This window comes from Methylobacterium terricola, from assembly GCF_006151805.1.
Lineage (GTDB): Bacteria > Pseudomonadota > Alphaproteobacteria > Rhizobiales > Beijerinckiaceae > Methylobacterium > Methylobacterium terricola.
Genome location: NZ_VDDA01000009.1, coordinates 102,214 through 123,857, shown reverse-complemented (window position 1 = coordinate 123,857; position 21,644 = coordinate 102,214). Strand labels below are relative to the sequence as shown.

At 72.0% G+C, this 21,644-nt stretch carries 23 protein-coding genes; 14 read left to right on the top strand and 9 right to left on the bottom strand.

Translation table 11 applies throughout. The features are described 5' to 3' along the window. The first annotated feature begins 16 nt into the window (after window positions 1–16). The 3 genes from FF100_RS19805 to FF100_RS19795 all read left to right on the top strand — a co-directional run bounded on the left by FF100_RS19805 (window position 17) and on the right by FF100_RS19795 (window position 3,452). The gene (locus FF100_RS19805; RefSeq protein WP_139037409.1) at window positions 17–1,264 is read left to right on the top strand and encodes a cytochrome P450; all 1,248 of its coding nucleotides are present in this window, start codon (window positions 17–19) and stop codon (window positions 1,262–1,264) included. Window positions 1,265–1,330: 66 nt separating this feature from the next. Beyond that, a complete protein-coding gene (locus FF100_RS19800; protein ID WP_139037407.1) occupies window positions 1,331–2,875 on the top strand; it encodes an FAD-dependent oxidoreductase in 1,545 nt (514 codons plus the stop codon). 94 nt (window positions 2,876–2,969) lie between these two features. Next, a complete protein-coding gene (locus FF100_RS19795) occupies window positions 2,970–3,452 on the top strand; it encodes a MarR family winged helix-turn-helix transcriptional regulator (protein ID WP_171070260.1) in 483 nt (160 codons plus the stop codon). A gap of 3 nt (window positions 3,453–3,455) precedes the next feature. Here the strand turns inward: FF100_RS19795 and FF100_RS19790 are convergent, their stop codons facing one another. The 4 genes from FF100_RS19790 to FF100_RS19775 form a co-directional block, all read right to left on the bottom strand. Beyond that, window positions 3,456–3,914 (bottom strand): acyl-CoA thioesterase, encoded by a 459-nt coding sequence (locus FF100_RS19790; RefSeq protein WP_139037403.1) that lies wholly within the window; start codon window positions 3,912–3,914, stop codon window positions 3,456–3,458. Next, window positions 3,911–5,716 carry a feruloyl-CoA synthase gene (locus FF100_RS19785; RefSeq protein ID WP_139037402.1) on the bottom strand — a complete coding sequence of 602 codons (1,806 nt, stop codon included), beginning with the start codon at window positions 5,714–5,716 and terminating at the stop codon, window positions 3,911–3,913. Before FF100_RS19785 ends, FF100_RS19790 begins: the two co-directional genes overlap by 4 nt. A 4-nt stretch (window positions 5,717–5,720) precedes the next feature. Further along, complete coding sequence (locus tag FF100_RS19780; protein WP_139037400.1) at window positions 5,721–6,935, bottom strand: ABC transporter substrate-binding protein; 1,215 nt, start codon at window positions 6,933–6,935, stop codon at window positions 5,721–5,723. Window positions 6,936–7,318: 383 nt separating this feature from the next. Beyond that, entirely contained in the window at window positions 7,319–8,110 is a 792-nt protein-coding gene (locus tag FF100_RS19775; protein ID WP_139037398.1) for a crotonase/enoyl-CoA hydratase family protein, read from the bottom strand. 135 nt (window positions 8,111–8,245) lie between these two features. Between FF100_RS19775 and FF100_RS19770 the strand changes: the two genes are divergently transcribed. The 4 genes from FF100_RS19770 to FF100_RS19755 are packed head-to-tail and all read left to right on the top strand — an operon-like array spanning window position 8,246 to window position 11,827. Continuing rightward, window positions 8,246–9,217, top strand: a complete 972-nt coding sequence (locus tag FF100_RS19770) for a 3-hydroxyacyl-CoA dehydrogenase NAD-binding domain-containing protein (RefSeq protein WP_139037397.1) — start codon at window positions 8,246–8,248, stop codon at window positions 9,215–9,217. Between the two features lie 32 nt (window positions 9,218–9,249). Next, window positions 9,250–10,131: a beta-keto acid cleavage family enzyme gene (locus tag FF100_RS19765; protein WP_048432025.1), complete on the top strand. Its 882-nt coding sequence runs from the start codon at window positions 9,250–9,252 to the stop codon at window positions 10,129–10,131. A gap of 14 nt (window positions 10,132–10,145) precedes the next feature. Then, window positions 10,146–11,366: an ABC transporter substrate-binding protein gene (locus tag FF100_RS19760; protein ID WP_139037396.1), complete on the top strand. Its 1,221-nt coding sequence runs from the start codon at window positions 10,146–10,148 to the stop codon at window positions 11,364–11,366. Continuing rightward, window positions 11,363–11,827, top strand: coding sequence for a DUF3237 domain-containing protein (locus FF100_RS19755; RefSeq protein WP_205824965.1), 465 nt, complete (start codon window positions 11,363–11,365; stop codon window positions 11,825–11,827). The genes FF100_RS19760 and FF100_RS19755 overlap by 4 nt, the downstream gene beginning before the upstream one ends. 19 nt (window positions 11,828–11,846) lie before the next feature. Here FF100_RS19755 and FF100_RS19750 read toward each other — a convergent pair whose 3' ends face one another. After that, window positions 11,847–12,890 (bottom strand): PAS domain-containing protein, encoded by a 1,044-nt coding sequence (locus FF100_RS19750; RefSeq protein ID WP_171070259.1) that lies wholly within the window; start codon window positions 12,888–12,890, stop codon window positions 11,847–11,849. Between the two features lie 529 nt (window positions 12,891–13,419). Between FF100_RS19750 and FF100_RS19745 the strand changes: the two genes are divergently transcribed. Next, the gene (locus tag FF100_RS19745; RefSeq protein WP_139037394.1) at window positions 13,420–13,665 is read left to right on the top strand and encodes a hypothetical protein; all 246 of its coding nucleotides are present in this window, start codon (window positions 13,420–13,422) and stop codon (window positions 13,663–13,665) included. A gap of 154 nt (window positions 13,666–13,819) precedes the next feature. Further along, on the top strand, window positions 13,820–14,482 hold the full coding sequence (gene msrA, locus FF100_RS19740) for a peptide-methionine (S)-S-oxide reductase MsrA (protein ID WP_139037393.1): 663 nt from the start codon (window positions 13,820–13,822) through the stop codon (window positions 14,480–14,482). 49 nt (window positions 14,483–14,531) lie between these two features. On the opposite strand, the gene mepA is transcribed toward msrA, so the two are convergent. After that, window positions 14,532–15,482, bottom strand: a complete 951-nt coding sequence (mepA, locus tag FF100_RS19735; RefSeq protein WP_139037392.1) for a penicillin-insensitive murein endopeptidase — start codon at window positions 15,480–15,482, stop codon at window positions 14,532–14,534. Between the two features lie 177 nt (window positions 15,483–15,659). On the opposite strand from mepA, the gene FF100_RS19730 reads away from it, so the two are divergent. Then, the gene (locus FF100_RS19730) at window positions 15,660–16,034 is read left to right on the top strand and encodes a PRC-barrel domain-containing protein (RefSeq protein ID WP_246102185.1); all 375 of its coding nucleotides are present in this window, start codon (window positions 15,660–15,662) and stop codon (window positions 16,032–16,034) included. A gap of 24 nt (window positions 16,035–16,058) precedes the next feature. Here the strand turns inward: FF100_RS19730 and FF100_RS19725 are convergent, their stop codons facing one another. Beyond that, complete coding sequence (locus FF100_RS19725; protein WP_139037390.1) at window positions 16,059–16,307, bottom strand: hypothetical protein; 249 nt, start codon at window positions 16,305–16,307, stop codon at window positions 16,059–16,061. A gap of 167 nt (window positions 16,308–16,474) precedes the next feature. After that, a complete protein-coding gene (locus FF100_RS19720) occupies window positions 16,475–16,888 on the bottom strand; it encodes an EVE domain-containing protein (RefSeq protein WP_139037389.1) in 414 nt (137 codons plus the stop codon). Between the two features lie 265 nt (window positions 16,889–17,153). On the opposite strand from FF100_RS19720, the gene FF100_RS19715 reads away from it, so the two are divergent. Then, the gene (locus FF100_RS19715) at window positions 17,154–17,786 is read left to right on the top strand and encodes a LysE family translocator (protein ID WP_246102175.1); all 633 of its coding nucleotides are present in this window, start codon (window positions 17,154–17,156) and stop codon (window positions 17,784–17,786) included. 97 nt (window positions 17,787–17,883) lie between these two features. Here the strand turns inward: FF100_RS19715 and secB are convergent, their stop codons facing one another. Then, entirely contained in the window at window positions 17,884–18,381 is a 498-nt protein-coding gene (gene secB / locus FF100_RS19710) for a protein-export chaperone SecB (RefSeq protein WP_109960693.1), read from the bottom strand. 397 nt (window positions 18,382–18,778) lie between these two features. On the opposite strand from secB, the gene FF100_RS19705 reads away from it, so the two are divergent. The 3 genes from FF100_RS19705 (at window position 18,779) to FF100_RS19695 (ending at window position 21,582) form a co-directional block, all read left to right on the top strand. Next, window positions 18,779–19,498, top strand: a complete 720-nt coding sequence (locus FF100_RS19705; protein WP_171070266.1) for a Tim44/TimA family putative adaptor protein — start codon at window positions 18,779–18,781, stop codon at window positions 19,496–19,498. A gap of 222 nt (window positions 19,499–19,720) precedes the next feature. Then, window positions 19,721–20,938, top strand: coding sequence for a murein transglycosylase A (mltA, locus tag FF100_RS19700; protein ID WP_139037387.1), 1,218 nt, complete (start codon window positions 19,721–19,723; stop codon window positions 20,936–20,938). After that, on the top strand, window positions 20,935–21,582 hold the full coding sequence (locus FF100_RS19695) for a Smr/MutS family protein (RefSeq protein ID WP_246102174.1): 648 nt from the start codon (window positions 20,935–20,937) through the stop codon (window positions 21,580–21,582). Before mltA ends, FF100_RS19695 begins: the two co-directional genes overlap by 4 nt. The last annotated feature ends 62 nt before the right edge of the window (window positions 21,583–21,644 follow it).

Here is a 21,644-nt window from a genome sequence, read left to right as displayed (position 1 = left end):
TCCGAGGGATCCCACCATGTCCGACGCCGACGGCACGCTGTTCGCGCAGGTTCGCGATCCGGCGAACCGCCCCGATCCCTACCCGCTCTACGCCCGCCTGCGCGCCCATCCGGTGGCGCGCCAGGACGACGGCACCGTCGTGGCGAGCGGGTACGCGGCGATCCGCGCCCTGCTGCACGATCCCCGGGTCAGCTCGGAGGACCTGCCGCCGGCCGAGCATCCGCCGACCGGCAACCCGGTCAAGGACTGGATCGTCAACCCGCTGAAGGACCGGATCGCCGACCGCCACCGCCCCTTCATCTTCCGCGATCCGCCCGACCACGGCGCCCTGCGCCGCCAGGTGATGGCGCAGTTCACCGTGGCACGGGTGCGCGGCATGAAGCAACGGACCGAGGCCCTGGTGGCGGAGTGCCTGGAGCGGTGCGCGCAGAACCGCACCTTCGACCTCGTCGAGGACCTCGCCTATCCGCTGCCCGTCACGGTGATCTGCGAGTTGCTCGGCGTGCCGCGGGAGGACGAGGCGCGCTTCCACGCCTGGGCGACCCAGCTCGCCACCGCACTCGAGCCCGAGAGCCGCAAGGACGAGACCTTGCGCGCCTGCAACACCGAGACCTTCGACGCCATCGCCGATTACATGCGCGACCTGATCCGCGAGAAGCGTCGGGCGCCGGCCGACGACATGCTCTCGGGGCTCGCCACCGCCAAGGATCCCGAGGCCGGCCGGATGAGCGACCCGGACCTCATCGCCACCGCGATCCTGCTGCTGATCGCCGGCCACGAGACCACCGTGAACCTCATCACCAACGGGATGCTGACGCTCTTGCGCCACCCCGACGAGTTCGCGCGCCTGCGGGCCGATCCGGAGCGGGCGCCGCGGGTGATCGAGGAACTCCTGCGCTACGAGCCGCCGGTGCATTACCGCACCCGGCTCGCCCGGGCGCCGATCCCGTTCGCCGGCACGGTGATCCCCGAAGGCGCGCCGCTGGTGCTGCTGTTTGCCGCCGGCAACCGCGATCCGGCGCGCTTCCCCCACCCCGACCGCTTCGATCCCGACCGGGCGGACAACCAGCATTTCGGCTTCGGCGGCGCCCTGCATTACTGCGTCGGCGCGCCGCTCGCCCGCATCGAGGCCGAGGCGGCGCTGACGGCGCTCGCCGCGCGCCTGCGGGCGCCCCGCCTCGCCGAAGACCCGCCGCCCTACCGGGACGGTTCCTCCCTGAGGGGGCCGAAACGCCTGCGACTGATTATCGACGCCATCGCCTGAGGGGCACCGTTACGGCATGGGCGCGTTGCCTGCCGACGAATGCGCCGACTGACGAAGAGGCAGGCCATGGCCGACACGAATTCCGAACAGAAGCCGGATTTCGCCCGCGGGATCTCCTCGGGCGACCTGCCCGAGGGCGCGATGCTCGAAGGCGTGCTCGGCGAGGACAAGGTGCTGCTCCTGCGCCGCAACGGCGAGGTCAAGGCGATCGGCGCCCGCTGCACCCATCTCGGCGCACCGATGGCCAAGGGCATCATAGCCAAGGGCATCATGGCCAAGGGTGAAATCCGCTGCCCCTGGCACCATGCCCGCTTCAGCATCGAGACCGGCGAGGCGGTCGGCGCCCCGGCCTTCGACCCGCTGCCGTGCTACCGCGCCGAGGAGCGCGACGGCCGCATCACCGTGACCGGGCGGCGGAAGGCTGCCGCGACGCCTGAGACCAAGGCTCCGGGTCGGGTGGTCATCGTCGGCGGCGGCGCCGGCGGCCATGCCTGCGCCGAGTGGCTGACCCGGGCCGGCCACGGCGCCGCCGTGACCCTGGTGAGCGACGATCCCGATCCGCCCTACGACCGCACCTTCTGCTCGAAGCAATATCTCTCCGGCAAGGCGAAGCGGGAGGCGACGCTGCTCGCCCCCGAGGATTTCTATCGGGGCGAGGGCCCGCGCCTCCTGCGCGACCGGGTGGTCTCCCTCGATCTCGGGGCCGAGGAGGCCGTCACCGCCGGCGGCGAGCGGCTGCCCTACGACGCCCTGGTGATCGCGACCGGCGCCGCGCCGCAGCGGCCGGACGTGCCGGGCTTCGATGATCCCAAGGTCCACACCCTGCGCAGCCTCGCGGATGCCGATGCGCTGATCGCCGCGGCCGCGACCGCCCGCACGGTCGCGGTGGTGGGGGCGAGCTTCATCGGCCTCGAGGTCGCCGCCGCGATGGTGGCGCGCGAGAAGGCCGTCACGGTGGTGGCGCCCGACGCCGTGCCGCTGGCAAAAATCCTCGGCGAGGCGGTCGGCCGCTTCGTCCAGGGCCTGCACGAGGAGAAGGGAGTGACCTTCCGCCTCGGCCGCGAGGTCGCGGGCTTCGACGGGACGGCCCTCACCCTCGACGACGGCAGCCGGATCGAGGCCGACCTCGTCGTGCTCGGCACCGGCGTCGCGCCCCGCACCGACCTCGCCGAGGGGGCCGGGCTGACAGTGGCGGCGAAGGACGAGGGCGGCGGCATCGCGGTCGACGGGGGCTTGCGCGCCTCGGCCCCCGGCATCTACGCCATCGGCGACGTGGCGGCCTATCCGGATCCGCGCAGCGGGCGGTCCTTGCGGGTCGAGCACTGGGTCCATGCCCAGCGCCAGGGCCAGCACGTCGCCCGCGCGCTGCTCGGCGAGACGGCGCCGTTTGCCGAGACGCCGTTCTTCTGGAGCGGGCATTACGGCACCAGCCTGCGCTATGTCGGCCATGCCGGCTCAGCGGAGGACGTCCGCGTCGAGGGGGAGGTGAGCAAGGGCGATTTCGCCGTCACCTACCGCGAGGACGGCCGCGACGCCGCGCTCGCGACCTGCAAGCGGGACACGCGCTCGCTCGAGGTCGAGGCGACGTGGGACCGGGAGGCCCGGGGCTGATCGCGCGGGGGCGCTCGCTCCGGCTTGCGCCCGGGCCCGATCGCGGGCAGGTGGCGGGACAGGTTTCCCCAGTCGAACAAGGGCCTGTCTAGCGTTGCCGCGTGACGATTCCCCGGGCCTCGCCCGTCTCGAAGGCCTGATCGGCTACACCTTGCGGCGGGCGCAGGTCTCGGTGTCGCGCAGCTTCGTCGAACTGTTCGCCGATCTCGACGTGCGCCAGAGCCAGCTCGGCGTGCTCACCGTCATCGAGGGCAGCCCCGGCCTGCGGCCGAGCCAGGTCGGCGCGGCGATCGGGATCAAGCGGGCGAATATCGGCCCCCTCCTCGACGAGCTGGAAACCCGCGCCCTGGTCCGCCGCGCGCCCGACCCCTCCGACCGCCGCTCGCACAGCCTGTTCCTGACGCAGGCCGGCGAGGCCCTGATGGCGGAGCTGCACCGCCGCGAGGCCGCCCACGAGGAGCGCATCGCCGCCTTCCTGGACCCGGAGGAGCGGGGGGCGCTCCTCGACCTGCTGCGCCGCCTGGAGCAGGGGGCGCGGGAGGTGACGGGGGACGAGACGGTCGACGAGAGCGACTGAGCCTCACTCGCCCCGGAACCGCCTGACCAAGTCCTCCGGGATCGCCGCCGCCTTCATCCGGGCCGGGTCGTCGGGATGGCGGCCGGCCCAGACCCGCCGCTCCCGGCCCTCGACGGCCAGATCCCCGGCATTGAGCATGCGGTGGCGCACCGCGAAGCTGGATCGGCCGACATCCACCACCGTCGAGACGATCTCGACCCGGTCGCCGTAGCGCGAGGGCTTGAGGAACCGCGCCCCGGTCTCGACCAGCGGGATGCCGAGGAGGTCGTAGCGTGCCAGCATCCCGGCTTTCGGCAGCCCGGTCGCGGCCTCGCACAGCAAAGCCGTCGACCAGTCGAAGAAATCGAAGAAGCGCGGGTTGAACACGATGCCGGCGGGGTCGCAATGGCCCCATTCCACCGTCAGGGTGCGGGCGTGGCTGAAGCCCTCGTGGTCGGCGGTCGGCTCGTGCGGCGAGGTCATGCGGTCTCCGGCAGGATGAGGTCGGGGGGAAGCGGCGCGGCGTAGAGGCGGGCGACCGATTCGGCCCGGTTGCGCAGCACGCCGCGCTGGTTGATCGAGCCCTTGTCGGTCACCTCGTCGCGGTCGAGGGCCGGGGGCTCGGCCACGAGCAGCAGCCGGGCGATGCGGTTCGACGAGCCGGTCGCCCGCTGCGCGAAGGCCCCGAGGCGCCGGGCGAAATCCCGCCGCAGGGCCGGATGGGCGAGGACGGCCGCGTCGTCGCCGGTCCCGCCGGAGAGCGCCCGGCAGGCGGCGAGGTCGGGGAAGACCAGGGCGGCGACCTCGTCCCGGGCCTCGCCCGCGATGGCGACGTCGCGCACCAGGGGCTGGAACGCGTCGAGGAAGGCGGCGCGCAGGGGGCCGACGCTGACCCAGACCCCGGTGGTGAGCTTGAAATCCTCGTTGAGGCGGCCATCGAAGGTGAAGCCGCGGTGGAGATCGTCCGGATCGACCGGCACCAGGGCGTCGCCGAGGCGGTAGAACCCCTCCGCGTCGAAGGCCGCCGCGGTCAGGTCCGGCCGGCGCCAGTAGCCCGGGGTGACGTTCGGCCCGCGCACCCGCGCCTCGCTTTTGGCCCCGACGGGCGCGACCTTCAGCGCGACGCCCGGTGCCGGCAGGCCGACCTGGCCGGCCTTGGCCGGACGGTCGTCGGTGACGAGGGCGAGCGGCGCGGTCTCGGTGGCCCCGAGCCCCGTCACCATCGGCACCGTCCGGCCGATGGTCCGGCGGGCGAGGTCGTCGATCGCGTCCCAGACCGGCTGCGGCAGGCCGGCGGCGGCGAAGAAGGTGACCTGGAGCCGGCTGAAGAAGTTGGTTCGCAGCGCCTCGTCGTCGCGCAGGTGCGGCACCAGCGCCTCGAAGCCCTTCGGCACCGTGAGGTAGAGGGTGGGCGCCACCTCGCGCAGGGCGCGCACGGTCTCGCGGATGCCGGCGGGGGTCGGCCGGCCCTCGTCGATGTGCAGCGTGCCGCCATTCGCCAGCACCAGGTTGAAGTTGTGGTTGCCCCCGAAGGTGTGGTGCCAGGGCAGCCAGTCGACCATCACCGGCGGCGCGGCCGTGAGCGCGGGAAAGCGCGCCTGCAGCATCGCCTGGTTGGCTGCGAGCATCCGGTGGGTGTTCACCACCGCCTTCGGTACGCCGGTGGAGCCGGAGGTGAACAGGAGCTTCGCCACCGTCTCCGGCGTCACCGCGGCGTGGGCGGCCGCGACGGCTTCGGGGTTCTCGGCCGTCATCAGGTCGGCGAACGGGGTCGCGGGCCGGCCGATCGCGGCGCCGTCGGCGATCACCACCTCGGTCCCGGCCGGCACGGCGGCCGCGAGGGCGGCGGCGTAGGTCGCGCCCTCGGCCGCGAAGACGAGGCCGGGGGTGAGCAGGTCCACGATCGCCCGCAGGCGGGCATGGTCCTGCGACACCGTCGAGTAGGCGGGCGAGACCGGCGCCACCGCGATGCCGACATGGAGGGCGGCGAGCGACAGCAGCGCGTGCTCGAAGCCGTTGCCGGACAGGATCATCACCGGCCGCTCGGCCGAGAGGTCGCGCGTCAGCAAAGCCGCCGCGATCCGCTCGACGGCTCGGAGCGCCGCCCCGTAGGTCAGCGGCTCGGCGCCCTCCGGTCCGCGCCGGACCAGGAAGGCTCTGTCCGGCGCCTCGGCGGCGTGGCGCGTCAGATGCGCGGTCAGGCGCTCCGGGTAGGGCGGCAGCGCCGCGGTCGCGGTGACGAGCAGGCTGCCGTCGTCGCGCTGGACGAAACGATGCGTCTCCATCGCCCTACCCCTTCACCAGCGGGCAGCCGCCCTCGGCGAGCGGGCGCCACGCCTCCTCGGCCGGCACGGTGCGGACCGGCTTGAAGTAGTCCCAGCCGCCCTTGCTCTCCGCCGGGGTCTTGGTGGTGAGGAGGTACATCGGGTGGAGCTTGCGGCCGTCCTCGCGGATGCGGCCCTTGCCGAAGATCGGATCGTCGGTCGGCATCGCCTTCATGGCGGCGACGACGCCCCGGCCGTCGCCCGCGTCCTTCACGGTGCCCACCGCCTTCAGGTAGTGCTCCACCGCCGAGTAGACGCCGGCCTGCATGTCGTTCGGCATGGCATGGCGCGGGTGGCGCGCGCTGTATCGTGCCGCGAAGGCCCGGGTGTCGTCGTTGGTATCCCAGTAATACGGCGTGACGATGTAGACGCCCTGCGTCGCCTTGAGGCCCAGCGCCGGCATGTTGGTGATGTTGAGGATCAGCCCGGCGAGGCGCTGGCCCGGGGCGATGCCGAACTCCGCCGCCTGCTTGAGGGCGTTCGAGGTGTCGTCGCCGGCATTCGCCAGCCCGATCACGTCGGCGCCCGAGCCTTGCGCCTGGAGCAGGAAGGACGAGAAGTCGGAGGTGCCGAGCGGATGGCGCGCCGCGCCCTTCACGCTGCCGCCACTGGCCTTCACCTCCTCGGCCGCCGAGCCTTCGAGATCCTTGCCGAAGGTGTAGTCGGCGGTGAGGAAGTACCAGGACTTCGCCCCCTGCTGCACCAGCGCCTTCGCGAGAGCATGGCCGAGCGACCAGGTGTCGTAGGTCCAGTGCACGGTGTTGGGCGAGCATTGCTTGCCGGTGAGCTCGGCGGTGCCGGCGCCCGAGCCGATGAATACCTTGTTCTTCTCCCGGGCCAGGTTCGACACCGCGAGCGCCACGGCGGAGTTCGGCACGTCGACGATCAGGTCGACGCCGTCCTGGTCGAACCAGCGCCGGGCGATCGAGGCGCCGATATCGGTCTTGTTCTGGTGGTCGGCCGAGACCAGCTCGACCGGCCGCCCGGCCTGCCTCGCGAAATCCTCGATCGCGAGCTGCGCGGCGATAACCGAGCCCTGGCCCTGATAATCGGCGTAGGGGCCCGACATGTCGTTGAGGACGCCGATCTTCACCGGCCGCTCGGCGGCTTTGGCGGGGCCCAGCAGCGACAGGAGAGCGGCGAGCGCGGGCGCGAGCCGGCGGACGGCGTGATGGGGCATGGTTTCCTCCGGGGGTGGGGTGGCCGGTCTTGGTGCCGGTTCTTGAGATTCGGGGTCGGGACGTCGGCGTTTGTCTTCATCGTGCCGAGTAAAAACGAGACGCGGGATCCCCTCTCCCGTGTGGGAGAGGGGTAGGGGTGAGGGTGGAGACGGTGCCGAATGAAGCACTGAACGTTCCGCTACCAGCACAACGCTCAGCGACTTACACTGAAACGTGTCACCCTCACCCCTAACCCCTCTCCCGAACGGGAGAAAGGAACTGTGCTTTACTTGTTGCTCGCTGCGTTTCAGCCTCTCAGGGTCATCCCGGGGGCGCGCAGCGGAGCCCGGGATGACGCCGAGGATGTTAGGATGCGGGGCGGGTCGCGGGGCGAACCAATGCCCTACTCCCGCACCTTCTTCGCCCGCCCCTCCAGGAACTCGGCCAGCCGGCGCTTCGCCTCGGCGTCGCTCTGCGCCACCGCGGTCATCAGCGCCTCGGTGAGGTAGCCGGTCGCCGGGTCGGCCTCGGCGATGCGCGGCAGGGCGTGGATCAGGGCGTAGTTGGTGAGCGGTGCGTTCTCGGCCGCCCGGGCGGCGAGGGCGATCGCCCGCTCCAGCCCCTCGCCCGGCGGCGTCACGTAATGCGACAGGCCGAGCCGCTCGCCGCTCTCGGCATCGTGGACGCGGCCGGTCAGCATCATGTCGCGCATCCGCGAGACGCCGATCAGCCGCGGCAGCCGCACCGAGGCGCCGCCGCCGACGAAGATGCCGCGCTGGCCCTCCGGCAGGGCGTAGAAAGCCGAGGTTTCGGCGACCCGTAGATGGGCCGACAGCGCGAGTTCGAGCCCGCCGCCGATCACCGCGCCCTTGAGCGCCGCCACCACCGGCACCCGGCCGAACTCGATCTCGTGGAAGGCCCGGTGCCACATCCGCGAATGCAGCATCCCGGCCGGCGCGTCGCGCTCGGTCAGCTCGGCGAGGTCGAGGCCGGCGCAGAAATGCGGGCCCTCCGCGGCGATGACCAGCGCCCGCACGTCGTCGGGCAGCCCCCGGGCGATGCGCTCCAGCCCCAGCACCATGCCGTCGTCGAGGGCGTTGCGCTTGTGTGGGCGGTTCAGGGTGACGATCGCCACGGCCTCCCGCCGGGTGACGACCAGGGACTCGGTGCCGAGGCCCGACAGGTCCTCCGCCATCGTGGCGCTCCTCCGATTCTCGCTCCGGCTGTTCACGCCGGATTGCCAAACCTGAATTGTAATGTGATATAACTATCTCAACGGGTCAATCGGGCGAAAAGCCCTGACAACGACCCGACCAGGGAGGGCGCCGCGATGCACGACGCGAGCGATCAGGCCGGCGGATACCGTACGGCCATCGGACGGGTGGCGGTGATCGGCACCGGCGTCATCGGGGCGTCCTGGGTGTCGCAGTTCCTCGGTGCCGGCCTCGACGTCGTCGCCACCGATCCGGCCCCCGGGGCCGAGGCGCGACTGCGCGAGACGGTCGCCCGGCACTGGCCGGTCCTCGAACAGATCGGCCTTGCGTCCGGCGCCTCGCCCGAGCGCCTGACCTTCGTGAGCGAGCCCGAAGACGCCGCGGCATCTGCCGATTTCGTGCAGGAGAACGGCCCCGAGCGCCTGGAGATCAAGCGCGAGACCTATCGACGTCTCGACGCCGCGGCGGCGCCCGACGTGGTGCTGGCGACGAGCTCGTCGGGCCTCACCCCGAGCGCGGTTCAGACCGCCTGCCGCTTCCCAAGCCGGGTCGTCCTCGGCCACCCCTTCAACCCGCCCCATCTGGTGCCGCTGGTCGAGGTGCTGGGCGGCGAGCGGACCGACGAGGGCGCGGTCGCCGCCGCGATGGCGTTCTACGCACGGATCGGCAAGCGGCCGATCCGCCTGCGGCGCGAGCTCGTCGGCCACGTCGCCAACCGGCTCCAGGCGGCGCTCTGGCGCGAGGCGTTCCACCTCGTCGGCTCGGGCGCCGCCACGGTGGCCGATATCGACGCCGCCATCGCCCACGGGCCGGGCCTGCGCTGGGCCCTGATGGGGCCGTGCCTGCTCAACCACCTCTCGGGCGGGCCGGGCGGGCTCTCCCACACCCTCGACCATCTCGGGCCGCTGATGGAGGCGATGTGGGCCGATCTCGGCGACCCGCGCCTGACGCCGGAGCTGAAGGCGACCCTCGTCCGGGGCCTCGACGAAGCGCTGGCGGGGCGCGACCGGGACGCGATGCTGGCGCAGCGCGACCGGCTCCTCGTCGACCTCGTCCGGCAGAAGCGCGCGGCGCCGGACCTGCCGTAATCACAAGTCGACCAACCCAGGGAGAGGATAGCATGGCCAAGGTGATCGTGACGGTGGCGCCGACCGGCGGCATGGCGTCGAAGGCGCAGAACCACAACCTGCCGACCCAGCCGGCCGAAATCGCCGAATCGGTGCACAAGTCCTGGAAGGAGGGCGCGGCGATCGCGGCGCTCCACGCCCGCCGGCCCGACGACGAGGCGACCTGCAACGCCGAGATCTACCGCGACATCAACCGGCGCATCCGCGAGCGCTGCGACATCATCCTCAACAACTCGACCGGCGGCGGATCGAGCGGCGACATGCTGGTGCCGCGCCCCGACGGGCTGTTCGAATCGAGCTTCGAGGAGCGGCTGAAGGGCTGCGAGGCCGGCGCCGAGATGGCGACCTTCGACGGCATGACCTTCGCGGACGTGCATGGCGGCCGCGAGATCCTGGTGGTCACCACGCCGAGCCGCTGCGAGGCCCTGGCCAAGCGCATGCAGGAGCGCGGCATCAAGCCGGAATGGGAGGTGTTCGGCCCCCAGCACATCCTGCAGGACGTGACCCGGCTGATCGAGAAGGGCTACGACAAGCCGCCCTACTACATCAACATGGTGCTGGGCGCCGACAAGGGCTTCCAGGGCGCGATGCCCTACTCGCACGACATCCTGGCGGCGATGATCCGGATGCTGCCGCCGCAATCGATCTTCTGCGTCTCCGGCATCGGCCCGGCGCAGCTGCCGGCGACGACGCAGGCCATCCTGCTCGGCGGCCACGTCCGGGTCGGGCTGGAGGACAACAACTACTATTCCCGCGGCCAGCTCGCGACCAACGAGCAGCTGGTCGCCCGCACGGTGCGGATCGTCAAGGAGCTGAACCACGAGCCGGCGAGCCCGGCCGAGGCCCGGGAGATCCTCGGCCTCAAGGCCGTCTGACGGGAGGGACGACGATGCGCGCCCTCCGTTCCGCCCTGCTCGCGGGCCTGATCGCCTTCGCCCCGACCATGGTCCGGGCGGAGGGCGCCGTCTCCGGCGACCGCGTCAAGATCGGCGTGCTGGCCGACATGTCGACCGCGATGTCGGACAATTACGGCACCGGCAGCGTCACCGCGGCGCGCCTCGCCGTCGAGGATTTCGGCCCGACGGTGCTGGGCCGCCCGATCGAGATCGTCGCCGCCGACCACCAGAGCAAGCCCGACGTGGCGAGCACGCTGGCGCGTCGCTGGTACGACGTCGAGGGGGTCGACATGATCACCGACCTCGGCAACTCGGCCGTGGCGCTGGGCGTCCAGGCGCTGGCGAAGGAGAAGGGCCGGCTCGCGCTGATCACGGGATCGGGCTCGACGGTGATCACCGGGGCGCAGTGTTCGCCCAACGGCGCGCTCTGGGTCATCGACACCCACGCGTTGTCCCGCGCCATCGCCAAGCCGCTGGTGGAGGCCGGCGAGAAGACCTGGTTCTACGTCGTCGCCGACATCACACTGGGAAAATCCTTCGTCGCCGACGTGACGCCGGTGGTGACGACGGGCGGCGGCAAGGTGGCGGGCCAGGTCTTCCACCCCCTGCTCTCGCCCGACCTGTCGTCGCAGATCCTCCAGGCGCAAGCCTCCGGCGCCGGGGTGATCGCGCTGTTCAACGTCGGCGGCGACGCGATCAACGCGGTCAAGCAGGCCTCCGAGTTCGGCGTGCTCGGCGGAAAGCAGAAGCTCGCCGGCTTCTACATGACGGCGGTCGACGTCCATGCCCTGGGGCTCACGGTGGCGGGCGGGCTCTACCTGGCCGAGGCCTTCTACTGGGACACCGACGAGGCCACCCGCGCCTTCGCCAGGCGGTTCTACGAGCGCCAGCGCGCGATGCCGAACAGCTACCAGGCCGGCGTCTATTCGGCGGTGACGCATTACCTCAAGGCCGTGAAGGCCGCCGGCACCGACGCGGCCGAGCCGGTGATGGCCAAGATGCGCGAGACCCCGATCGACGACGTCATGACCAGGGGCGGCCGCCTGCGGCCGGACGGGCGGGTGATCCGCGAGGTCTCGCTGTTCCGGGTCAAGCGCCCGGAGGACTCGAAGGGGGAGTGGGACGTGATGGAGCGGGTGGCGACGCTCTCCGGCGACGAGGCGTTCCGGCCGCTCTCCGAGAGCGACTGTCCCCTGGTGAGGAACAAGCCGTGAGCATTCCCGCCCCAACCCTGGAGCACGTCTTCGACGCGCGCATCGACGTCGCGGTGCCGGTCGAGGTCGGCGTCACCGCGGCAGGCAGCCGGCGGGTCATCGCCATCACCGGCGGCCTTGTGACAGGTCCGGGCCTCACGGGCCGGATCGTGCCCGGCGGGGCCGATTACCAGACCATCGCCGCGGACGGCCTCACCCGGCTGCATGCCCGCTACGTGATCGAGACCGAGGGCGGCGCTCTCATCTATGTCGAGAATACCGGCCTGCGCTTCGGGCCGCCCGAGGCGCTGGAGCGCCTGCGCCGGGGCGAGCCGGTCGATCCCGGCCTGATCTACTTCCGCACCGCGCCGGTGTTCGAGACCGCGTGCCCGCAGCTGGCCTGGATGCAGACCAGCCTGTTTCTCGCCACCGGCGCAAGGGCGCCCGACCACGTGGCGCTGAGCGTCTACCGGGTGGGGTGACCCCGGCCTGCGGATCCCGTCACTCCGGCCGTGCCACCGCCACCACGCCGCCATCGACCAGGGTGAAGACGATTCCCGCCTCGCGCAACGCCGCGAGGACATGGGGGCGCGAGCGCGAGGACGGGCCCTCGGATTCCTCCTCGAGGCGCCGGACGGTCGAGAGCGACAGCCCGCTCGCCCGCGCGAGATCGTTCAGGGTCCAATCCAGGAGGCCGCGCGCCGCCCGCAGGTGACAGCCCTCGATCGCCTGCGCGACCTGCCGCGGCAGGGCGTCCCGCGGGGCGGTCTCGGCCTCGAGCGGCGTGATCACGGCAGTCCAGCAGACCGGATCGGCGGCCCCCTCGCGCAAGGGCACCAGGGTCATCCGGAACGGTGCCGTGCCGCCATCGGCGAGCCGCAGCGTGGGGGCGATGCTGCACGGCCGCCCGAGGGCGGCGAGACGCGGCAGCTCGTCGCGCCAGCGCGGCCATTCCTCCGGGACGATCGGGCTGAGCCAGTTCGCCCGCACCTCCTCGCGGCGCAGGCCCACCAGGGCCAGGAAGTCGGGACCGTACTCGGTCAGCGGCAGCGTCGGCTCGGTGTAGATGAAGACCTGCGCCTGACGCGCCAGGCTGACCCGGCGCTGCTGCTCGAGCCGGTGCATCTCGGCGAGGCGCTCGCGGTCGGTCACGTCGAGCAGCACGCCCGTCACCGCGACCGGACGCCCGTCCGCGCTGAAGAAGACCTCGCCGCGGCTCACCACCGTGCGGGCGGTCCCGTCTGGCCGGATCAGCCGGACCGTGTGGCTGCCGAAGATGCCGGCTTGGACGATCTGGGCGACATCCTCCAGCACGTCGCGGTCGGCCGGGTGGACGAGGCTGAGCAGCCGCTCGTAGCTGGCCGGCTCGGTCTCCGGCAGGCCGAGCAGACGGTACAGGCCCGACGACCAGACTTGGCGGCCGGTGACGAAATCCCAGCGCCAGGCGCCGGTCAGGCCGAACGCCTCGATCAGCCGCATGAAATCGTCGGAGGACGGATCCGCCGGGAGCGGGCCGGGATGGGAATCGGTCAGGGAACCAGTCACCGGGCGCTCCCTGAAGGGCCGGGTTCCCCTGCCCACGCCACGGCCGGCGGCATCTCCGCGCCGGGCCTGTGACGCAGGCCGGCATGCGTCCGCCTTCCGAGCGTTCGTGATCCGAACAACAAGCTCAAGTTCCCAAGTCGAGATTCGTGGCCCACGGCGATTGCTCTCTGCCGCAGCGATATCTGGTTGTACGCCATCGATTACCTGCGGATCAATCGCCGCGTGCTTCGGGCGAGCCCGGCGCCCGGCCGCGCGCAAGGCGGCGCCGTACCAAAGTGGGATCTCCCGAGGGCGCGGCGGACGGAATCGGGCCGTCCGCGACCCCTCCTGCGTCACCACGTTGCAGAGGTTCGTCATGGCGACGGGGAACGAAGATAAAATTTCTCCACGTGAATTGTCTCACAGCAAACATCTTCTCCCTCGGTACGAAAAATAGAAAATCGCGTCTATTGCTGCGGTGCCTGCGACAGACCTATTTACTGGCATGGCGCTCCGGCCTCCGGAGCTGCGCGTCATCCCGGATCCAACCATGCGTCCAGCCACTTTCGATCCGTTCGGCGAGCGCCTCGACCTGCGATCCGGGCAGGAGGCTGCGTGCGCCTCCGCATCCCGCCGCCGGCCGGTCCGCACCCGCCGGGTGGTCGCAGCCGTGCTGTTCTGGGCGCTGGCGGCCGGCCTGATCACGGCCCGCGGCGCCTTCTTCGATCCCAGCACCGCCTTCGGGCCCGACGCGCCTGCCCGCGTCGCCGCGAAGGACGTGACCGTCCTGCGCTGAGACCTCTCGACGCGTTGAGACCCCGGGGCACCCTGCGCCGACCTGGCTCAGGCCCCTCCCCTTCAGGAACCGCCCTCGGTACCCCACATCCTGTCGCGTGAGAGGCCCTCGCCTCCGGAGCCGTGAGGCTCCGTTCCGAGACCGGAGCGACCCGATGCTGTTCTTCCGCAAGCGTGCCGAGATGCCGAGCCCCGACCAGATCCTGCCGGGGCGGTCCACGCCCCTGCCGACGGCCGAGCGGCACTTCGTCAACGGCCATGAGATCAAGGGCCCCTATCCGGACGGCATCGAGACGGTGGTGTTCGGCCTCGGCTGCTTCTGGGGCGCCGAGCGCAAGTTCTGGCAGCTCGGCGACGGCGTCTACGCCACGGCGGTCGGCTATGCCGGCGGCACGACGCCGAACCCGACCTACGAGGAGACCTGCTCCGGCCTGACCGGCCACAACGAGGTCGTGCTCGTCGCCTACGATCCGACGCTGATTTCGTTCGGTGCCCTGCTCAAGACCTTCTGGGAGAGCCACGACCCGACCCAGGGCATGCGCCAGGGCAACGACGTCGGCACCCAGTACCGCTCCGGCATCTATCTGCCCGACGGCGACCCGCGCCGTGCCGAGGCCGAGGCCTCCGGCGACGCCTACGCGGCGGCCTTGAAGGCGCGGGGCTACGGCCCGATCACCACCGAGATTCGCGACGGCGGCCCGTTCTACTTCGCCGAGGAATACCACCAGCAATACCTGGCGAAGAACCCCGGCGGCTATTGCGGCCTGGGCGGCACCGGCGTGTCCTGCCCGGTCGGGATCGGCATCGCGGCCGAGTAGGCCCTCGCGGCGGGGCGGGATCGGCACCGGGCCGGTCCCGCCCCGACGATCAGCGCGCCTTCAGCACCGTGCGGCAGGCGTCGGGCAAGCCCGCCAGGGTCATCGGCGGGCGCGGCTTGCCGGGGGGACGGGGCTTCGGATTGAGCACCGCGTCCGAGAACCAGTAATCGAGCTCCGGGCCGCAGCCGTCGCCGGAGGGCGGCGGGTCCTGGTCGTGGCAGGCCGCGTCGCCCGCCGGGCATTCGAGCCGGATATGGAAGTGGTAGTTGTGGCCGTAGATCGGCCGCACCTTGGTGAGCCAGCTCCGGTCCGATCCGGCCTCGCGGCAGAGCGCCAGCTTGATCGCCGGGTTGACGAAGATCCGCGCCACCTCGGGCTCGCGCGATACCATCTTGATCAGCCGCAGGTGCTCCGGTCGCCAGACCGCCGGGTCGATGTCGCGCCGGTCCGGCCGCACCACGTTGGTGGCCGACATCTCCTCGCGTTCGGCCCGGGTCAGGCGCCGGTCCGGCATCGGGGTCAGCCAGATGTCGGCGTCGAGGCCGAGCTGGTGCGAGGCGTGGCCGGTCAGCATCGGCCCGCCGCGGGGCTGGGACATGTCGCCGACGAGGAGCCCCGGCCAGCCCGCCTTGCGCGGGGCGTCCGTCGCGATCTTCTCCAGGAAGGCGACGAGGCGCGGATGGCCCCAGTTCCGGTTGCGCGACAACCGCATCACCTGCCAGCTGGCGCCGTCGATCGGCAGGGCCTCGGCCCCGGCGACGCAGCCACGGGCGTACCCGCCGATCGCCTGCGGCGGCAGCGCCGCCGGCGTCGTGGCGCGGCCGAACAGGGCCTTGGCCGGCGTCGACGGATCGTCCGGGTTGGCGAGCGGCGGCAGCGGCTTCGGGGTGAGGGTGCCGCGATCCTGCGCGAGGGCGGGACCGGCGAGCGCGAGAAGGACCGTCAGGAGAGCGGTCCGGCGAATCGGCGAGGGGCGCAGGGGAATCGGACGCAGAGGCATGGAGTGCAGGCTAGCGCCCCCGGCGCCCGGGGGGAACCGCCCCGCTGCCTCCGCCATTCGCCGCAGTGGCGGCCGGCCGGAACGGCTCCCCTACGGCAGCGTTTCCCCGGTGGAGACAACCGAACCGGAGGAGATCCGATGAGCACCGTCGCACCGACCATCGGCGACCGTTCCGATATGGGCAGCACCACCACCAACGAGACCAGGACGCTGATCGCCAGCGACCGCGTCGAGGGCACCAGCGTGCGCCGCCCCAACGGCGACGGCATCGGCCGCATCGAGCGCCTGATGATCGAGAAGGCCACCGGCCAGGTGGTCTACGCCGTGATGAGCTTCGGCGGCTTCCTCGGCATCGGCGAGGGCTACTACATCATCCCGTGGTCGACCCTGCGCTTCGCGCCCGAGCTGGACGCCTACGTGCTCGACGTCTCGGACGAGCAGCTCCGCGCCGCCCCGCCGTCTTCCGCCGAGGGCAACGACCCCTCCTACGACCGGAACTGGGAGGAGCATGTCCACCGCTACTTCAACGCCACGCCTTACTGGAGCGTCTGAGCGTCCGTCCGGCGGAAGCGCCCCTCACGGCGCTTCCGCCGGCACGCCCGACACGGTCCAGCGGCACAGGCTCGACTCCTTGACCTTCAGGCAATCATAGGCCGTGCCGCCGATCACCACCCGCTCGGCGTTGCCCTCGATCCGGTCGCGGCCGACCCGCGTGCAGCCGAGGTGATCGGCCTTCGGGTCGGCGAGCCGGGTCTTGATCGCCGCCGGATCGCCGCCGGTCTCAGCCATCAGGATGCGCAGGTTCGACAGGGCCGAACAGGTCACGATTCTCTCGGAGACGGGCTTCGACGCGGCGGGAGGCCGGGCCTTCTGCGCCTCCGCCGGACCGGCGAGCAGCAGCAGGACCAGGCAGGTCCCGCCCGGGAGGCAGACACCGCCAAGGAGGCGCCCCGCAGGCGAAGCCCCGCTCGCCGACGCACGGGTCCCCCAACTCACAAACCACCCATGCGGCGCACCAGCGCCCACTCCGCCTCGGTCACCGGCTGCACCGACAGGCGCGAGTTGTTGACGAGCACCATCTCGCGCAGGGCCGTCTCGGCCTTGATCGCCTCCAGGGTCACGGGCCTCGGCAGGGCGGCGACCGCCTTGAGATCGACCATGCCGAAGCGGCCGCTCTCGTCGGTGTGGTCGGGATAGTAGGTGCGGATCACCTCGACGATGCCGACCACCGCCTTGCCCTCGTTCGAGTGATAGAAGAAGCCCTGCTCGCCGAGCCGCATCGCCTCGAGGTTCTTGCGGGCGACGTGGTTGCGCACCCCGTTCCAGTACGTTCCCGCCTCGCCCGCGGCGACCTGATCGTCCCACGACCACACCGAGGGCTCGGACTTGTAGAGCCAGTACGCCATCCCGTCGTCTTCCCAACTCGTCACTCGCCTGAGAAGGCCCATCGCCCGATCCGGGGTCGGGAGTCCAGGGGGCAGAGGCCCGACGCTCCTGCGGTCGCCTGACCCAGGGTTCGATGCCGGGGCGAGAACCCGCGGCGTGCATGGCCGGATCGCCCCGCAAGTGAGGGCGAGACCGTCCCGTCCTGCTCCTCTGGCCGGACACGCCCGGTGAAGAACCATGTATCCTCGTGCCGGTGGCCGCTGGGCGGTGGCCGGAGGGATGAACGTGGACTGGACCTGGTTTCTCTCGGCGGGCGCCTTCGCGGTCGCGATGTCGGCCACGCCCGGCCCCAACAACACCATGGTGGTGGCCTCCGGCGCCACCTACGGCTTTTCCCGCACGGTGCCGCACATGCTCGGCATCGCGGTGGGTTTTCCGGTGATGCTGATCATCCTCGGCACCGTCGGCCTGCCGCTCCTGACGGATCCGCGGGTCCATGCGGTGCTGAAATGGGTCGGTGCGGCCTATCTGCTATGGCTCGCGTGGAAGATCGCCACCGCCGATCCGGACCCCGCGGACCCGGCCGCCAAGGCTCCGATGGCGAGAGCAGGCGGCACGGGCGGGCGGCCCCTCGGCGTCGTGCAGGCAGCGCTGTTCCAGTGGGTGAACCCCAAGGCCTGGGTCATCGCCGCGGGGGCGCTCGCCACCTACACGGCCGGGGCGGACAGCACCTCGCTCGCCGCGACGCTGGCGCTGGCTCTGCTGTTCGGGATCGTCGCCCTGCCCTGCATCGGCCTCTGGACGCTGATCGGCGTCGGCACCGCGCGGGTGCTGCGGACCCGCCGCGCCGTGCGGCTGTTCAACCTCGCGATGGCCGGGCTGCTGGTGGCCTCGCTCGTGCCCGCCCTGCGGGAGTGAGGAAACGGCCGCGTTTCCCGTGAAACATATCCGCGGGACCGGCATGGGCCATGGAGAAGGCCCGCGCCGGTCCCGCGACCCGACACGATGCCGCGGCTTACGCGATGCCGCCCTGCGCCTGGGCCTCGGCGGCCTTCTGGCGGTAGAGGCCGACGAAGTCGATCGGGTCGATGTAGAGAGGCGGGAAGCCGCCGTTGCGCACTGCGTCGGCGATGATCTGGCGGGCGAACGGGAACAGCAGCCGCGGGCACTCGATCATGACGGCCGGGTGCATCTGGTCCTGCGGGATGTTGCGCAGGCGGAAGATGCCCGAATAGGTCAGCTCGAACGCGAACAGCACCTCGGTGCCGATCTTGGCATCGCCCTCGAGGCGCAGGTCGACCTCGAAATCCTCCTCGGCGAGCTGCTTGGCGTTGACGTTGACCTGGATGTTGATCTGCGGGCCCTGCTGCTGCGGCTGCAGCGAGCGCGGCGCGTTCGGGTTCTCGAAGGAGAGATCCTTGGCGTATTGCGCCAGCGCGTTGAGGGTCGGCGTGAAGTCGTCGGGCTGCGCCGCGGCGCCACCGTTGCCGTTCGGGACCGGGGAGTCGGCCATGGCGGAGGGTTCCTTCGAGGGCTGGACGTAACGACGAACCGCCGCATGCTGGCGCGCAAATCGGCGCGCGCGACGGCGGCGTTGCGGCTATCATGCCCACACTGCGCGAACAAGCAGAGCCGTCAACCATCGCCCGCCGCCCTGACCCAGCGATATCCCACCCCGGCCGACGAGTGGCCGCAGCCAGCGCCGGGACCGGTGCGTCGTCGCGCGACGATGCCTGGATACGGCGGGGTTCAGGCCCCATATCGTTCCATGGGCCCGCGACGCGGCGCCGGCCGGGCGCTTGCGTCGTCCCGGTCCCGGTGCCACAGCCGTCGCGGGTGCCGGAGACGTCGCAAGCTGTGCCGGCGCGGTCAGGGATGCTCCGCGTAAAGCCGCCACGATCGGATCGATGATGCAGGATTCCCTCGACCTTACGACCCTCATCTTCCTCGGGCTTGCGGTCTTCGTGATCTGGAAGCTGCGCTCGGTTCTCGGCCAGAAGACCGGGAACGAGCGGCCGCCGTTCAACCCGATGGCCCGGCGCGAGGAGCCGCCGGCCGCCGCCCGCGACGGCGACAACGTCGTGCGGCTGCCCGGCGCCGGCCCGGAGCGCGCCGCCACCGCGCCGGTCGCCACCGCGGTGCCGCGCAACTGGAAGGGCGTGGTCGAGCCGAACTCGCCTGCCGCCCGCGGCCTCGACCTGATCCTCCAGCAGGAACCGGGCTTCGACCCCCGCGGGTTCACCGACGGCGCCAAGGTCGCCTACGAGACCATCGTGACCGCCTTCGCCAAGGGCGATCGCAAGACCCTCAAGACCCTGCTCTCGCGGGAGGTCGCGGACGGGTTCGAGCGGGCGATCCAGGGTCGCGAGCGCGCCGGCCAGACCGTCGAGACCACCTTCGTGTCGATCGACCGGGCCGAGATCGTCGGGGTCGACGTGCGCAACCGCGTCGCGCAGGTCACCGTGCGCTACCTCTCGAAGCTGATCACCGCCACCCGCGGCCCGCAAGGCCAGGTGATCGACGGCAGCCCCGAGAAGGTCGTCGACGTGACCGACGTCTGGACCTTCGCCCGCACCCTCGGCAGCCGCGATCCCAACTGGCAGCTCGTTGCTACCGAAGCCGGGCAGTGATCGCAGCTCCGGAAGAGGCCGTCCGGACCTGGGATCGCCAGCCCGTGCGGCGCTCGAGCGAAGCCGATTTCCGCGGTGCGGAGCAATCGATCGGACATCGCAGGAAGGTCCCGGCGGCTTGATCGGCCGCCGACCATCGGAGACAATGACGGGCCGCCGGGAGACCTCCTCCCTGCGGCCCGACCAGACGCTGACATTCCGGGGCCGGAGCCCATCAAGCCCATGCCGCCGGCCCCCGGCTTCACCTTTCCCGCTCGCTGCCTCGCCGCCCTCCTCCTCAGCTGCGCCGCCGGCCCGTCCGGTGCCGCGCCCCTGACGATCGGCGAGGCCGTGCTCGAGCCGCTTCCCTTCTCGGCCCTGCCGGGCTTTGCCGACGACGATCTCGCGGCCGCCCTCGCGACCTTCCGGGCGACCTGCGCGACGCCCGCCGCCCCGGTCCTCGCCGAGGCGGCGCCGGGCGCGCCGAGCCAGGACCTCGCGGGACCTTGCGCCGCCGCTGCCGGCGTGGCGCCGGAGGGCGCCCGCGCGTTCTTCGAGCAGAACTTTTCCGCCTACCGGGTCCTGCGACCGAACCGCGACGCTCCCCTCGAGCGCAAGGCCGGCTTCCTCACCGGCTATTTCGAGCCGGAGCTCGTCGGCTCGCCGGTGCCGACGCCCGACTTCACCGTCCCGGCGCTCGCCCGCCCCGACGACCTCGTCTCCCTCGACCCCGGCGAGACCCGGCCCGGCCTCGACCCGTCCTTGCGCGCCGCGCGCCAGGACGGCGACGCCTTCCGGCCCTATCCGGACCGGGCGGCGATCGAGGATGGCGCGCTCGGCGCCCGCGCCCGCCCGCTGCTCTGGCTGCGCGACGCCGTCGATCTCCTGGTGCTGCAGGTCCAGGGCTCCGGACGGGTGCGCCTGACCGACGGCCGCTCCGTGCGCCTCGCCTATGACGGCCGCAACGGCCGGCCCTACACCTCGGTCGCCCGCCTGATCGTCAGCGGCGGCCACCTGCCGCTGGAGGGCCTGACGCTGGCCCGCTGGACCGGTTGGCTGCGGGCCAATCCCGACATCGCCCGCGACCTCATCCGCCGCAACGCCTCCTACGTCTTCTTCCGCCGCGACGACGGCACCCCGGAGGGCGTCGGTCCCAGGGGCGCCGCCGGGGCGCCGCTCACCGCCGGGCGCAGCCTCGCGGTCGATGCCACCCTGTGGCGCTACGGGCTACCGTTCTGGCTCGAAGGCTCGCTGCCGGAGCCGGAGAGCGGCAATACGCCCCTTCGCCGCCTGGTGGTGGCGCAGGATACCGGCTCGGCGATCCTCGGCCCGGCCCGCGGCGACCTCTATCTCGGCACCGGCGCCCGGGCCGGCGCTGTCGCCGGCCTGCTGCGCGATCCCGCGCGCTTCGTCGTGCTGCTGCCGAAACAGGGCGCCGCTGGCACGGGAGCCGCCCCGTGACCGAGCCGCGTCGTCCCCGGCGGATGCGCCGGCTCTCCTCGGAGGAGAGCCGGCTCTGGGCCGAGATCTCCCGCCTGATCACCCCCCTGCGCGGCCGGGCGCCGGCCCCGGTCGCGCCCTCCCCTCCCCCGGAGCCGGACCCGGCACCGGTGCCCGCGCCGCCCAAACCGATGGCGGTGCGGCCGATCCGCCCGGCACCGCGCATCGCCGCCAAGACCGGCATGCAAACCACCGGCACGCAAACGACTGGCACACAAAAGACCAGCACTCCGAAGAGTCCGGCCCCGCCGCTGGCCCTGCCGCCCCTCGCTCCCCTGGAGCGCCGGGTGCGCACGAGCCTGCGCCGCGGTTCCCGCAGCGTCGACGCGGCGATCGACCTGCACGGGATGCGCCAAGCCGAGGCTCATGCCGCCCTGATCGGCTTCCTGCACCGCTCCCGGGCCTCCGGCCACGCGGTCGTGCTGGTCGTCACCGGCAAGGGCGGCCGCGGCGACGATCCCTACGCCGAGCGCGGCGTGCTGCGCCGCAGCGTGCCGCACTGGCTGCGCATGCCCGAGCTGCGCCCGCTGGTGGTCGGCTTCGAGGAGGCCGCGCATCACCATGGCGGCGGCGGCGCGCTCTACATTCGGCTGCGCCGGCGCTGACGCCGGACACCCAGGTTTTGCTCCGGTGATCTGTCGCTTCGGTGATCGCGCGCCGGTCTTCC